At 54.6% G+C, this 13820-nt stretch carries 15 protein-coding genes; 8 read left to right on the forward strand and 7 right to left on the reverse strand.

Going from position 1 to position 13820, the window contains the following annotated elements:
* Positions 1-39: 39 nt before the first annotated feature.
* The gene (locus AC2CGP_RS15695; protein ID WP_213760088.1) at positions 40-930 is read right to left on the reverse strand and encodes an oxidoreductase; all 891 of its coding nucleotides are present in this window, start codon (positions 928-930) and stop codon (positions 40-42) included.
* Positions 931-1101: 171 nt separating this feature from the next.
* On the opposite strand from AC2CGP_RS15695, the gene AC2CGP_RS15700 reads away from it, so the two are divergent.
* The 6 genes from AC2CGP_RS15700 to AC2CGP_RS15725 all read left to right on the forward strand — a co-directional run bounded on the left by AC2CGP_RS15700 (position 1102) and on the right by AC2CGP_RS15725 (position 5405).
* On the forward strand, positions 1102-1584 hold the full coding sequence (locus AC2CGP_RS15700; RefSeq protein ID WP_015705072.1) for a cold-shock protein: 483 nt from the start codon (positions 1102-1104) through the stop codon (positions 1582-1584).
* 50 nt (positions 1585-1634) lie between these two features.
* Positions 1635-2174: a DUF2058 domain-containing protein gene (locus AC2CGP_RS15705; protein ID WP_015367123.1), complete on the forward strand. Its 540-nt coding sequence runs from the start codon at positions 1635-1637 to the stop codon at positions 2172-2174.
* Positions 2175-2473: 299 nt separating this feature from the next.
* Positions 2474-2731 (forward strand): YjhX family toxin, encoded by a 258-nt coding sequence (locus AC2CGP_RS15710; protein ID WP_015705074.1) that lies wholly within the window; start codon positions 2474-2476, stop codon positions 2729-2731.
* A 22-nt stretch (positions 2732-2753) separates the two neighbouring features.
* Positions 2754-3500, forward strand: coding sequence for an SAM-dependent methyltransferase (locus AC2CGP_RS15715; protein WP_213760086.1), 747 nt, complete (start codon positions 2754-2756; stop codon positions 3498-3500).
* Positions 3501-3655: 155 nt separating this feature from the next.
* Positions 3656-4681: an LLM class flavin-dependent oxidoreductase gene (locus tag AC2CGP_RS15720; RefSeq protein WP_015367119.1), complete on the forward strand. Its 1026-nt coding sequence runs from the start codon at positions 3656-3658 to the stop codon at positions 4679-4681.
* A 160-nt stretch (positions 4682-4841) separates the two neighbouring features.
* Positions 4842-5405: a YagU family protein gene (locus AC2CGP_RS15725; protein WP_042892260.1), complete on the forward strand. Its 564-nt coding sequence runs from the start codon at positions 4842-4844 to the stop codon at positions 5403-5405.
* Positions 5406-5486: 81 nt separating this feature from the next.
* Here the strand turns inward: AC2CGP_RS15725 and ychF are convergent, their stop codons facing one another.
* Both ychF and pth read right to left on the reverse strand, forming a co-directional pair.
* Positions 5487-6578 carry a redox-regulated ATPase YchF gene (ychF, locus tag AC2CGP_RS15730; protein WP_015367117.1) on the reverse strand — a complete coding sequence of 364 codons (1092 nt, stop codon included), beginning with the start codon at positions 6576-6578 and terminating at the stop codon, positions 5487-5489.
* Positions 6579-6695: 117 nt separating this feature from the next.
* Complete coding sequence (gene pth / locus AC2CGP_RS15735; protein ID WP_015705080.1) at positions 6696-7280, reverse strand: aminoacyl-tRNA hydrolase; 585 nt, start codon at positions 7278-7280, stop codon at positions 6696-6698.
* A 270-nt stretch (positions 7281-7550) separates the two neighbouring features.
* On the opposite strand from pth, the gene ychH reads away from it, so the two are divergent.
* A complete protein-coding gene (gene ychH / locus AC2CGP_RS15740; RefSeq protein WP_015367115.1) occupies positions 7551-7826 on the forward strand; it encodes a stress-induced protein YchH in 276 nt (91 codons plus the stop codon).
* A gap of 43 nt (positions 7827-7869) precedes the next feature.
* Here the strand turns inward: ychH and dauA are convergent, their stop codons facing one another.
* The 4 genes from dauA to lolB form a co-directional block, all read right to left on the reverse strand.
* Positions 7870-9561 (reverse strand): C4-dicarboxylic acid transporter DauA, encoded by a 1692-nt coding sequence (gene dauA / locus AC2CGP_RS15745; protein ID WP_213760081.1) that lies wholly within the window; start codon positions 9559-9561, stop codon positions 7870-7872.
* A 124-nt stretch (positions 9562-9685) separates the two neighbouring features.
* On the reverse strand, positions 9686-10633 hold the full coding sequence (gene prs / locus AC2CGP_RS15750) for a ribose-phosphate diphosphokinase (protein ID WP_015367113.1): 948 nt from the start codon (positions 10631-10633) through the stop codon (positions 9686-9688).
* Between the two features lie 181 nt (positions 10634-10814).
* Positions 10815-11666, reverse strand: coding sequence for a 4-(cytidine 5'-diphospho)-2-C-methyl-D-erythritol kinase (ispE, locus tag AC2CGP_RS15755; RefSeq protein ID WP_484502393.1), 852 nt, complete (start codon positions 11664-11666; stop codon positions 10815-10817).
* Positions 11666-12280, reverse strand: a complete 615-nt coding sequence (gene lolB / locus AC2CGP_RS15760; protein WP_032707781.1) for a lipoprotein insertase outer membrane protein LolB — start codon at positions 12278-12280, stop codon at positions 11666-11668. The genes ispE and lolB overlap by 1 nt, the downstream gene beginning before the upstream one ends.
* A gap of 271 nt (positions 12281-12551) precedes the next feature.
* Between lolB and hemA the strand changes: the two genes are divergently transcribed.
* Entirely contained in the window at positions 12552-13808 is a 1257-nt protein-coding gene (gene hemA, locus AC2CGP_RS15765) for a glutamyl-tRNA reductase (RefSeq protein WP_015367110.1), read from the forward strand.
* The last annotated feature ends 12 nt before the right edge of the window (positions 13809-13820 follow it).

Here is a 13820-nt window from a genome sequence, read left to right on the forward strand (position 1 = left end):
TAACACTATAACAAATACGGTAATTTTTTTGAAGCAATCTTAGCCAGGCCCCTCGCTTCCAGCCGCCAGCAGCGGCACGACGACATCGCTGATGGGGGTGGCAACGCCCAGCGTTCGGCCATAGCGCTGTACAACTCCGTTGCGAATGTCCCATTCCAGCGGACGATTGGCCTGACGGTCGGCAAGTATTGAGGTGCTTAAATCCGCCGGCGCCTGATGAAACCCATCAACAATTTCCTGCGGCACGCTATCGGCGAGTACCGCCCCTGCTGCGCGGGCCACCGCCAGACACTCGTGTAGATAGGCCAGCGCCAGCCCGGTGATGTCCTGGCGCGAAAACATCCCGGCGCGGCGATTCGCCAGCACCATCAGGCCAGCGACGGCATTTTGCAGAAGTTTCCGCCAGGCGACCGATGTGAAATCTGCCGTCAACTCAACCGCGCAGCGGGTACCGTCGAGAACCTCGGCTATTTTCTGCCCTTGCGGCGTATCGGGTAGCGTCAGGCGCGGTTTGGCGCGTAACCATACCGAAGCATCCGCCTCTCGTTGTGCCGGAAACCAGACAACCGAAGGCAATACCTTTGCGCCGTTAACATAAGGGTCAAGCAGGCTTTCTTGTTCGACACCGTTCTGTAGTGCGCAGACCACCGTGTTTTCATCGCACAGCGCGTTAAGCCAGAGCGCGCAATCCGCTACCTGGGTGGTTTTCACCGCCACAAACAGCAGCTTAACCGGGCGTTCAAGCGTATGCGGATCGGTCAATACCGGCCCTGGAATGATCACTTCGCCGTCATCCCGGCGTAAAATCAACCGCTGATGCGCGGTGCGCCCGCAGAGCAGCGGTTTGCGGCCCGCTTCATGCAGTACGGCGGCAATGGTCGTGCCGATAGCGCCAGGACCTAGCAACGCAATGGAGGGTAGATTAGGCATCATGCATTCTCCTGAATGAACCGTACTCATTAATGAATCAAATTTTCGGCAAAAGCCAGGATCAATTGCCGATATCAGGCAACACTTAGAGCAAAGGCATGGTCTACGCTGACATTGTGCTTTAAACTGCGCGCTGCAAAATTGAGTAGATAAACGATTAATCAGGCGGTAATGGCGATGAACGGTACGATCACAACGTGGTTTAAAGATAAAGGTTTCGGATTTATCAAAGATGAAAATGGTGATAACCGCTATTTTCACGTGATTAAGGTCGCCAATCCGGAGCTGATTAAGAAAGATGCGGCGGTCACGTTTGAACCTACGACCAATAATAAAGGCCTATCGGCTTACGCGGTGAAGGTCATCCCGGAAAGCAAACATCTGTATATTGCCGGTGAGCGCCTGAAGCTGACATCGATTAAGTCTTACCTGGTCTACAGTGAGGAAGTGCCAGCAGATACGCATATCGACAAGGAAAATGCGGTGCTCTCCGTGGGGCTGCTGATGAACAGCATCAAGCCCAAAGCGAGCGTGAAGCCGGGTGAAATGCGTACGCTGAAAAAGCTGGCGATCACTACCTTTCAGGGCACCACGCTCATCTTCTCTGAAGATGAAATCGACATCGACGCCACGGTGAAGCTCCTGAAAGTCTGACCCTGATTTACCGTATCCAAAACATCATTCAAACGATTGTAGAAACGACGATGACAAAACTTACCTTACAAGAGCAGATGCTGAAAGCGGGTCTGGTCACCAGTAAAAAGATGGCTAAGGTCCAGAGAACGGCGAAAAAGTCACGTGTTCAGGCGCGTGAAGCCCGCGAGGCCGTTGAGGAAAACAAAAAAGCCCAGCTTGAGCGCGACAAGCAGCTCAGCGAGCAGCAAAAGCAAGCGGCTTTAGCAAAAGAGTATAAAGCGCAGGTTAAGCAGCTGATCGAAATGAACCGAATCACGATTGCGAAAGGCCATATCGCTTTTAACTTTACGGATAATAATCTCATCAAAAACATTGATGTGGATAAAACCACCCAGGCGCAACTCATTAGCGGCCGTCTGGCGATTGCCCGCCTTGCTGTTGATAATAACGGTAAATATGAATACGCGATTATTCCCGCCAGCGTGGCGGATAAAATCGCCCAGCGCGACGCCGAGAGTATTGTGTTGAACAGCGCCCTGAGCCAGGAAGCAGAGGACGAAGACGATCCGTACGCTGACTTTAAAGTACCTGATGATTTGATGTGGTAATCAGGAGCAATGCGTTGCTGCCATTCATTGTGCGCCTTTCGTCATGGGGCGGGGGCGCAATTTCAGATACCGATCACAATTTTCCCGTTTATAAATATCCTTTCTGTCACTGAATGTTATCATCCAGCCGGTAAATACCTTTCAACTCTACCGAGGCTTTGATGCTGGAGAATGTAATCATCTGATAATCAGTTTGCCGACCTTTCAGGCCGGGCTGGTTATCACTGCGCTGAAATCGAATGCGGACACCGCTGCGTGTTTGCACGTTTTGCACATGATGATTAAACAGGTTTTCCAGTATGAATTTATCCCGTCAGGAACAACGTACCTTACACGTTCTCGCGAAAGGCGGACGTATTGCGCACATTCGCGATACATCAGGCCGCGTCATCGCCGTGGAGTGCTATAGCCGCGAAGGCCTACTGCTCAGCGACTGTACGCTCGCCGTTTTCAAAAAGCTCCGCACTAAAAAACTGATTAAATCCGTTAACGGCCAACCATACCGCATCAACACCAGCGGGCTGAATAACGTTCGCGCCCAGCCGGATAACCGCTAAGGAGAGTGACATGACCACAACTATCGATATCCCACGTATCTTTACCATCAGCGAAAGTGAACATCGTATCCATAACCCCTTCACGGCGGAAAAATATGCCACGCTTGGCCGCGTACTTCGCCTGCAGGCAGGGGCGCAGATCCTCGACCTTGGCAGCGGTTCTGGTGAAATGCTCTGCACCTGGGCGCGGGACCATGCTATCGGCGGTCTGGGCATTGATATGAGCCCATTGTTTACCGCGCAGGCTAAACAACGCGCCGCAGCGCTTGGCGTTAGCGATCGCGTCACTTTTCTCCGTAGCGATGCGGCAGGTTACGTTGCCGAACGGCAATACGATGTAGCGGCCTGTATCGGCGCGACGTGGATTGCCGGCGGCGTCGCTGGAACCGTGGCGCAGTTAGCCCGCAGCCTTAAGCCTGGCGGTATGCTACTTATCGGGGAACCCTGGTGGCGTAAGGTACCCGCCACAGAAGAAGAGGCGCGCGCCTGCGGCGTTTCTGCGGTGGCCGATTTGTTGCCGCTTCCAGCGCTGGTCGCCACTTTTGGCGAACTGGGCTATGACATTGTTGAGATGGTGCTGGCTGACCGCGAAGGGTGGGACCGTTATGAAGCCGCTAAATGGCTGACGATGCGCCGTTGGCTGCAGGCGAATCCCGACGATGAATTTGCGGCTGAGGTACGTGCGGAGCTCAATGCCTCACCGCTTCGCCACGTCACTTATACCCGGGAATATTTCGGTTGGGGCGTTTTTGCGCTGATGCAGAAATAGCGATCGTTATATTTGGTCAATTTATTTGAACTATTCTGTTAAATAAACGCCATTTATACATTTTGGTTAAGGGGTAGAGTAGGGGGAACCACCAACAGACGCGGAATATTATCTCCGCGTCTGCTGAATGTTTTGCCAAATCAGGGTCTATCCTCATGAAAAAGATTGGATTTTTGTCATTTGGCCACTGGACGCCATCGCCGCAGTCGGCGACCCGTTCCGCTGCCGACACGCTTTTACAATCCATCGATCTGGCCGTTGCCGCCGAAGAGTTAGGCGCGGACGGCGCCTATTTTCGGGTGCACCATTTCGCCCGCCAGCTCAGTTCACCGTTCCCGCTGCTGGCCGCTATCGGCGCGAAAACTAAAAAGATTGAGATTGGCACCGGCGTTATCGATATGCGCTACGAAAACCCGCTATATATGGCGGAGGATGCCGGCGCTGCAGATTTGATAGCCGGTGGGCGTTTACAGCTTGGCATCAGCCGGGGCTCGCCGGAACAGGTGATTGATGGCTGGCGTCATTTCGGTTTTCAACCGCAGGATGGCGAGTCCGACGCTGACATGGCGCGGCGCCACACTGAGGTCCTGTTGGACGTGCTGCGCGGCGAAGGTTTCGCTAAACCCAACCCGCAACCGATGTTCCCCAACCCGCCGGGATTGCTGCGTCTCGAGCCGTACTCCGCCGGACTACGTGAGCGTATCTGGTGGGGCGCTGGCTCTAATGCCACGGCGATGTGGGCGGCGAAGCTCGGTATGAACCTGCAGAGCTCGACGCTGAAAGATGATGAGACGGGCGAACCATTCCATATCCAACAGGCGAAACAGATCCGCGCTTATCGTCAGGCCTGGACGGAGGCGGGGCACACGCGTACGCCGCGGGTATCGGTCAGTCGGAGTATTTTTGCCCTGATGGACGATCGCGACCGGATGTATTTTGGCTCCAGCCGGGATAACAGCGACAGTATTGGTTTTCTTGATGAGAAAACCCGCGCCATTTTCGGCCGCAGCTATGCCGCTGAACCCGATAAGCTCATCGAGCAACTGAAACAGGATGAGGCGATCGCAGAAGCGGATACTTTATTGCTGACGGTGCCGAATCAGCTGGGCGTGGATTATAACGCTCACGTGATTGAGTCTATTCTGAAGCACGTTGCACCGGCAATGGGTTGGCGTGATTAAAAGAATGCCACGCGGGGCATTAATTGATGCTCCGCGATGACATAAAAATATTAGCTTTGTTTATCTTTTGAACAAAAAGTGTGATCTTGATCAAGCCATACCCGCGCGGACTTAAAGAATATTGCAATGCTGTAACAATATTATTCATGGCGAGGGATTTATGGCAATTAAGGACTTTTTTGTACAAACTGCACCAGGTCGGCGTCGCTATGGCGTCGCATTATTAGTTGGGGTTATTGCCGGAATTATGTCGGCATTCGTTAAGTGGGGGGCGGAAGTACCTCTGCCGCCGCGAACATTTTCCGGTGGGCGTGATGAATTTAATCCTCCTTATCTCTTTTTACGCGACTATCTTGGCATTGACCCTACACATACCGTGTACACCTTCTCTGAGCATATCATCAATCCGGTAATGGTCACGCATATCATCTTTTCGCTGGTGTTCGCGATTGGCTATTGCGTGGTGGCGGAGATATTCCCAAAAGTTAAATTATGGCAGGGAGTATGGGCCGGGATTGTCGCCACCATTGCGGTACACTGGATTTCATTTCCGCTATTAGGACTTACGCCGTCGTTATTAAACATTCCGGCTGATGAATATATTTCTGAACTGCTTGGCCATATTTTTTGGTTCTGGGCAATTGAAATGATTCGTCGCGATCTGCGTAACCGAATTACCCACGAGCCTGACGCAGAAATTCCGTTAGATGCGCGATTCAGATAATTTAAAGCCTCGCGAGTTATAAAACCTGCGAGGCTTTGAAATGAAAAATCCGCGCCGGAGCGCGGATTTTATCGTCCGGGATTAGACGTTGAACAAGAAGTTCATCACGTCGCCATCTTTAACGATGTAGTCTTTCCCTTCCGCACGCATTTTACCGGCTTCTTTCGCGCCTTGTTCACCTTTATAAGCAATGAAGTCTTCATAGGCGATGGTCTGGGCGCGGATAAAGCCTTTTTCGAAGTCGGTGTGGATTTTACCGGCAGCCTGTGGCGCGGTAGCGCCAACCGGAATAGTCCATGCGCGAACTTCTTTGACGCCGGCGGTGAAGTAGGTCTGCAGGTTCAGCAGAGCGTAGCCTGCTCGGATTACACGGTTCAGGCCCGGCTCTTCAAGGCCCAACTCGGCCATGAACTCGTCACGCTCTTCGTCGTCCAGCTCGGCAATGTCGGATTCAACGGCAGCGCAAACCGGAACCACTACGGAACCTTCTTGCTCAGCGATAGCGCGAACCTGGTCGAGATACGGGTTATTTTCAAAACCGTCTTCGTTAACGTTGGCGATATACATGGTTGGCTTCAGGGTCAGGAAGCTCAGATAGCGGATGGCGTCTTTCTCTTCTTTGCTCAGATCCAGCGCGCGCAGCATGCCCGCTTTTTCCAGCTGCGGCAGGCATTTTTCCAGCGCGGCCAGCTCAATCTTAGCGTCTTTATCGCCGCCTTTGGCTTTCTTGGACACGCGGTGGATAGCGCGTTCGCAGGTATCGAGGTCAGACAGCGCCAGCTCGGTGTTAATTACGTCAATATCTTCCGCCGGATCAACTTTACCCGCGACGTGGATAATGTTGTCATTTTCAAAGCAACGCACTACGTGGCCGATGGCTTCGGTTTCACGAATATTGGTCAGGAACTGGTTACCCAGACCTTCGCCTTTGGACGCGCCTTTAACCAGACCGGCAATATCAACGAATTCCATGGTCGTCGGCAGGATACGCTGCGGCTTGACGATCTCAGCCAGTTTGTCCAGACGCGGATCGGGCATCGGTACGACACCGGTGTTCGGCTCAATGGTACAGAACGGGAAGTTGGCCGCTTCAATACCTGCTTTGGTGAGCGCATTGAACAGGGTGGATTTGCCGACGTTGGGCAAACCGACGATACCGCATTTGAATCCCATGATTTAAATCACCTTAATCTTTGGATAATCAGTCTGTTATGAATAACAGACTGTAGAAAAGTAAATAGCTTCGCCTATTATACACGGTGTGCGGCAAAAATTCCGCACGTCGGACGCTTATTGCGCTTTAAAGGCGTGTAAACGGTTGGTAGCTTTGGTTAAACCGTCTTTCAGCCACACCTCGGTACAGCGCGCCGCTTCATCAACCGCTTCGTCAATTAGCTTCTGTTCGCTGGCCGGTGGTTTACCCAGCACAAAGCCGACAACTTTATTTTTATCGCCCGGATGGCCAATTCCGACGCGTAAGCGGTGAAAGTTTGGGTTATTACCCAGCTTGCTGATAATGTCCTTCAGGCCATTATGGCCGCCGTGTCCGCCGCCAAGTTTGAATTTAGCGACGCCGGGGGGTAAATCGAGCTCGTCGTGGGCGACCAGAATTTCATCCGGATTAATACGGTAAAAGGTAGCCATCGCGGCCACGGCTTTGCCGCTGAGATTCATAAAGGTGGTCGGCACCAGCAGACGCACGTCTTCCCCCGCCAGGTTCAGGCGCGAGGTATAGCCGAAGAATTTGCTCTCTTCTCGCAGCGGCGCGCGGTGGCGCTCCGCCAGTAAATCTACGTACCAGGCGCCGGCGTTATGGCGCGTTGCCGCGTATTCCGCTCCGGGGTTAGCCAGGCCGACAATCAGTTTTATCGTCACTTTTTATTCCTGCATAGGCGTACTTTGCCGCGTAGTGTACTGCCTGCGTCGGCGCTTGACAAAATTCTGCCAGCGAAACGCTACCGTTGCTGATAATTTCCACTTTGAACCATTAGAATTTGATGTTGTTCAGTGGCTTATTTGTAAACTTTTGTTGATCAGATGTTCCCGAATGTGATCACTCACGCAATCACTCATATCCCTATTGTCTATACTTAACCTATAAATTTTGGGGATATTCCCATGTAGCCCAAGGTCCGGAGGTGACATATGAAACGCAGAAACGCTTCGTTACTCGGTAACATACTGATGGGTTTAGGGTTGGTTGTGATGGTGGTCGGCGTTGGTTACTCTATTTTAAACCAGCTTCCACAATTTAACCTGCCGCAATTCTTTGCTCATGGCGCGGTGTTGAGTATTTTCGTCGGCGCCGTTTTGTGGCTGGCGGGCGCTCGCGTTGGCGGTCATGAAAGAGTCTCCGACCGCTATTGGTGGGTACGCCACTACGATAAACGCTGCCGTCGCGACCAGCATCGTCACAGCTAACTGAATTCAGCTCGCCGGATCTCCCTTCCGGCGAGCCTCTCCTTTATTGCGTTAATTCAATGTCCGCCAGCGCCGCGGTACGGTCCGGGTAGAAGCTCAGGCGTCCCGGAATCGGCTGGACGCCTGCGCGCGCTAAAGTACGCAGCGGCTGGAACTCAAGGTTCGATACCCGCAGCTCGCAGCCTTCCGGCAGGCGCTTCACAAAGCGCAAGAAAGCGTCAAGACCGCCGGCGTCCAGCACCGGCACCGCATCCCACTTCAGCACCACCACGCGCTTGCCTGCAATCCGGCTTTCCAAATCGGTGAACAATCCTTCCGCCGCGGCGAAGAACAGCGGGCCGATCACCCGTAGCACCAGTACATCGTCCGGCACTTCAACGTTGACCGGCGCCAGTCGCGTCATGCGCGCGATGCGGCGCATAAACAGCAGCGAAGCCAGCACGATACCGACGCTAATGGCGATGACCATATCGAACAGCACGGTCAGCGACATGCACATCAGCAGCACAACGATGTCGTCTTTTGGCCCGTGGCGTAGCAGGTTAATCACCTTATGCGCCTCGCTCATGTTCCACGCTACCATCAGCAGCAGAGCAGCCATGGCCGACAGCGGCAGCCACGAGAGCAGCGGGGCGAGGATTAGCAGCGCGAGGATCACCAGCAGGGCATGGATCACCGCGGAAATCGGCGAGGTCGCGCCGGCGCGCACGTTAGCCGCGGAGCGAGCAATCGCCGCGGTGGCGGTAATGCCGCCAAAGAATGGCGCGATGATATTGCCCAGGCCCTGGCCGACCAGCTCGCTATTCGCTTTGTGTTTGGTGCCGGTCATACCATCGAGCACCACCGCGCAGAGCAGTGATTCAATGGCGCCCAGCATCGCCATAGAGAAGGCGGCAGGCATCAGCGCGCGCAGCGACGACCAGCTCAGGGTGAACTCCGAGCCCGGCATATCCCACGGCAACACCAGCTGCGGCAGCAATTGCGGGATACCGTTGCCCTGGCTGCCATCGGCGAGGATATAGTGGAACTGCGAGCCGATGGTCGCCACCTGTCCGCCGAGCAAATTAACGATGCCCATCACCGCACAGCCCGCCAGCAGCGCCGGCAGGTGCCCCGGCAGGCGGATGCCCAAACGCGGCCAGAAAATCAGAATACCCAGCGTCACGATACCGATGGCGGCATCGCCAACGTTAATTGTCGGCAGCGCCATCACCAGCGCGCCGACTTTCTGCAGATAGTGCTCTGGGACATGCGCCATCTGCAGACCAAGGAAGTCTTTAATTTGCATGGTACCGATGGTGATGCCGATACCGGAGGTAAAGCCAAGGGTGACTGAAAGCGGGATATATTCAATCAGACGGCCAAAGCGGGCGAGGCCGAAAAGGATTAAGAAGATACCCGACATTAGCGTCGCCACCAGCAAGCCGGCCAGGCCAAACTGTTGTGACACCGGATAGAGGATCACCACGAAGGCCGCGGTGGGGCCGGAAACGCTAAAGCGCGAACCGCCGGTCAGGGCGATGACAATCCCCGCCACCGCCGAGGTGTAGAGTCCATATTGAGGCGCTACGCCGCTGCCAATTGCTAACGCCATCGCCAGCGGGATAGCGATGATCCCGACGGTTATCCCGGCGATGAGATCGCGGGTAAAGCGCGATGCGGTGTACTTTTCTTTCCAGCAAGCGTCGATGAGGGCGCGGAAAGGCATCACATGTGAGGAAAATAATCTATTCACAATAATGTTTCATCCATGAGCGCATCATCTGTCAACTGAATGGCAGGTGAAGGAGGCATTAGTCATACAAATATGAACCAGAGACAAAAAAACCCGCCGCAGCGGGTTTTTCGGCTGGGCTCGATTAGTGCTCGAACATAGCGGAAATGGATTCTTCGTTGCTGATACGACGAATCGCTTCGGCCAGCATACCTGACAGGGTCAGGGTGCGGACTTTGTCCAGCGCTTTGATTTCCGGCGTCAGCGGAATGGTATCGCAGACGACGAATTCATCAATCACAGAGTTTTTAATGTTCTGGATAGCATTGCCGGAGAAGATCGGGTGAGTCGCGTAGGCGAAGACACGTTTCGCACCGCGCTCTTTCAGCGCTTCCGCGGCTTTACACAGGGTACCGCCGGTATCGATCATGTCATCAACCATCACGCAGTCACGGCCAGCGACGTCGCCGATGATATGCATCACCTGAGAAACGTTAGCGCGCGGGCGGCGTTTATCGATGATCGCCATGTCGGTATCGTTCAGCAGCTTCGCGATAGCGCGAGCGCGAACCACGCCGCCGATGTCCGGAGAAACCACGATCGGGTTGTCCAGATTCAGCTGCAGCATATCTTCGAGCAGAATTGGGCTACCGAATACGTTATCAACAGGAACATCAAAGAAGCCCTGAATCTGTTCAGCGTGCAGGTCAACGGTCAGTACGCGGTCAACGCCGACACTGGACAGGAAGTCAGCGACGACTTTAGCGGTGATTGGCACACGAGCGGAACGTACGCGACGGTCCTGGCGGGCATAGCCGAAGTAAGGGATAACAGCGGTGATACGACCTGCAGAAGCGCGACGCAGGGCATCAACCATAACAACCAATTCCATCAGGTTGTCATTGGTGGGAGCACAAGTGGACTGGATGATGAAAATATCACCACCGCGTACGTTTTCGTTGATTTGTACGCTGACTTCGCCGTCGCTAAAACGACCTACAGCGGCGTCGCCAAGAGAAGTGTACAGGCGGTTGGCAATACGTTGTGCTAGTTCCGGGGTGGCGTTACCAGCAAAAAGCTTCATATCAGGCACGAGAAGAACCTCAGGCATGCGTCCAGTGGTGGATGAAACGGGCCATTAAACTGTGCGGGCCGGCGCCATCTCATCCAGGCGGTGTATTAAAGAGCACGATGCAACGTCTGGAACAGGGTGACGTTGTCACCGATACTCTGTTTGCCCGGCAAACTTGCCGTTATTCATGCAAAAAGCAGAATTACTTCAGTAGGGCTTGCTTCAGCGGCGAGACATTTATTCCTCGCGCAACAAAGCCTTGCAGCCATTCCGGGGCTTTTTCCAGCACCTGACGAGCGGCGGATTCGGTGTCAAATTCAGCAAACACACAGGCTCCTGTGCCAGTCAGGCGCGACGGCGCGTATTCTAACAGCCAGGAAAGCGTTGCATCAACCTCACGAAAACGTTTTCTTGCGATAACCTCGCAATCGTTGCCGAATTCACAGTTTAGTAAGGTATTAATTGACCTGCTCGGGGTATTTCGTGGTAACTCCGGATCGCGAAAAATGATCGGCGTCGGGATACTCACGCCCGGGTGGGCGACCAGATACCATTTTTCCGGCGGATCGACCGGGGTGAGAATCTCGCCAACCCCTTCGGCAAACGCCGCGTGACCGCGAACGAAAACCGGGACATCGGCGCCGAGCTGTAGCCCAAGCGTCGCCAGTTGGTCTTCGCTAAGCCCGCAGCCCCACAGATGATTGAGGGCTACCAGCACCGTCGCGGCGTTAGAAGAGCCGCCGCCTAAGCCGCCGCCCATCGGCAGGCGTTTGTCGATGCTGATATCCGCGCCGCTGCCTGCGGGGAGTTGACCGTGAGACTCCGCCGCTGCTATCAGCAATCTGGCGGCGCGGATAATCAGGTTCTCTTCATCCGGCACGCCGGCGACCGGCGTTAACAACCGCAGTTTCCCGTCGCGGCGCGGTTCAATGGTCAGCGTGTCGCCATAGTCGAGAAACTGAAACAACGTCTGCAGCGTGTGATAACCATCGGCGCGTTGACCGGTGATATACAAAAACAGATTCAATTTTGCGGGGGCGGGCCAGCGACTCATCATTTCACAATCCAGTTATCCATTTTCAGCTTGATGCGCTGGCTGCCGTTGTTGAGTTCCATATTAGACGGCAGGGCGGGTTTGGTGTCGCTGGTGTAGCCGCTGTAGGTCACGTGCCAGGTTTTACCGTTCTGCGTGTAGTTGAGTTCGCGCAGGCGGTACTGGTCATCCAGCGAATAGTCGGTGGCATCGCCCGGCAGGCCGATAATCCACTGACGCAGGCTGTTAAGCGGGATCGGCATGCCGGTCAGGCGGCCAATCATCTCTTCGGCATCGGTGGCGTTGTAGGTCTGGCCTTTGTTGTCAATCAATTGGACGCCGCCCGGCTGCGCGGTTAATGACAGTTCGGTGCTGCCAAGCGGGTTGGTCAGCAGCAGGCGGTAGCGGTCCTGGCCGGTTTGTTGCCAGAAGAAACGGGCATACACTTTCTGCTCATCGGAAAGATAGGCAAACGCCCCGCGGGTCTGGAACTGGTTAAGGTTGCGGACATCCTGCTGGTGCTGGCGCCATTGCGGGGAGTCCGGGCTTTTGCCGGGCCCTTGCGGCGGAGTATTGATTGCACAGGCGGTCAGAACGAGGCTTGCCAACGGCAGCAGGCGGAACAGTCGATTCATAATGATGACAAATCCTTGATGTCTACAGTGAAATGCGGCGACTGATGGTTCGCACACCGATTTGTGTAGCGGGTTGCAATATTAACCCTTAATGCTAGCGTCGCTGGCCGATAGCGTCTACGTTCAAGTTGTCTGAAATCAAAAAATTACCGTTAGTGGCTATTAAGCCCTGACTATTACTCCAAAAGGGGAGCGTCTCTTTTATTGAGTACGCGCATCCTGTATGATGCGCTCAGACTAACCTTAGCAACGCTGGTACTATTCCCTCACCATGACCCTTTTAGCTCTTGGCATCAACCACAAAACAGCTCCGGTAGCGCTGCGAGAACGCGTAACGTTTTCGCCGGATACGCTCGACAAGGCGCTGGAGAGCTTATTGGCTCAGCCGATGGTGCAGGGCGGGGTGGTGCTATCAACCTGTAATCGCACGGAGCTGTATCTCAGCGTTGAAGAGCAGGACAACCTGCAGGAAGCGCTGATCCGCTGGCTATGTGACTTCCACGGCCTGAATGAAGAAGACCTACGTAAAAGTCTTTATTGGCATCAGGATAACGATGCCGTCAGCCATCTGATGCGTGTCGCCAGCGGCCTGGATTCACTTGTGCTTGGCGAGCCGCAAATCCTCGGGCAGGTGAAAAAAGCGTTTGCGGATTCCAGCCGCGGCCATCTGAACGTCAGCGAACTGGAGCGTATGTTCCAGAAATCGTTTTCGGTAGCTAAGCGTGTACGGACCGAAACCGATATCGGCGCCAGCGCCGTTTCTGTTGCTTTCGCCGCCTGTACGCTGGCGCGACAAATTTTTGAATCGCTCTCCAGCGTCACGGTGTTACTGGTTGGCGCGGGGGAAACTATCGAACTGGTCGCCCGCCATCTGCGCGAACATAACGTTCGCAAAATGGTGATTGCCAACCGCACCCGTGAACGCGCCCAGGCGCTGGCGGATGAAGTCGGCGCGGAAGTTATCGCCCTCAGCGATATCGACGAGCGTTTAAAAGACGCCGATATTATTATCAGTTCTACCGCCAGCCCGCTGCCGATCATCGGCAAAGGGATGGTCGAGCGCGCGCTGAAGGCGCGCCGCAATCAGCCGATGCTGCTGGTGGATATCGCGGTGCCCCGCGACGTCGAGCCGGAAGTCGGCAAGCTGGCCAACGCCTATCTGTACAGCGTTGATGACCTGCAAAATATCATTCAGCACAATCTGGCGCAGCGTAAGGCCGCGGCGGTGCAGGCGGAATCGATCGTCGAGCAGGAAACCAGCGAATTTATGGCCTGGCTGCGCGCCCAAAGCGCCAGCGAGACTATCCGCGAATATCGTTCCCAATCCGAGCAGGTTCGCGAGGAGCTGACGGCGAAAGCGCTTGCCGCGCTGGAGCAGGGCGGCGATGCGCAGGAAATTATGCAAGATCTGGCCCGTAAGCTGACCAACCGCCTGATCCACGCTCCAACCAAATCTCTTCAGCAGGCTGCCCGTGACGGGGATGATGAACGCCTGCATATTCTGCGCAACAGCCTCGGGCTGGAATAGCGCACATTTCTC

The organism is Klebsiella sp. SYXHC3 (assembly GCF_057196925.1).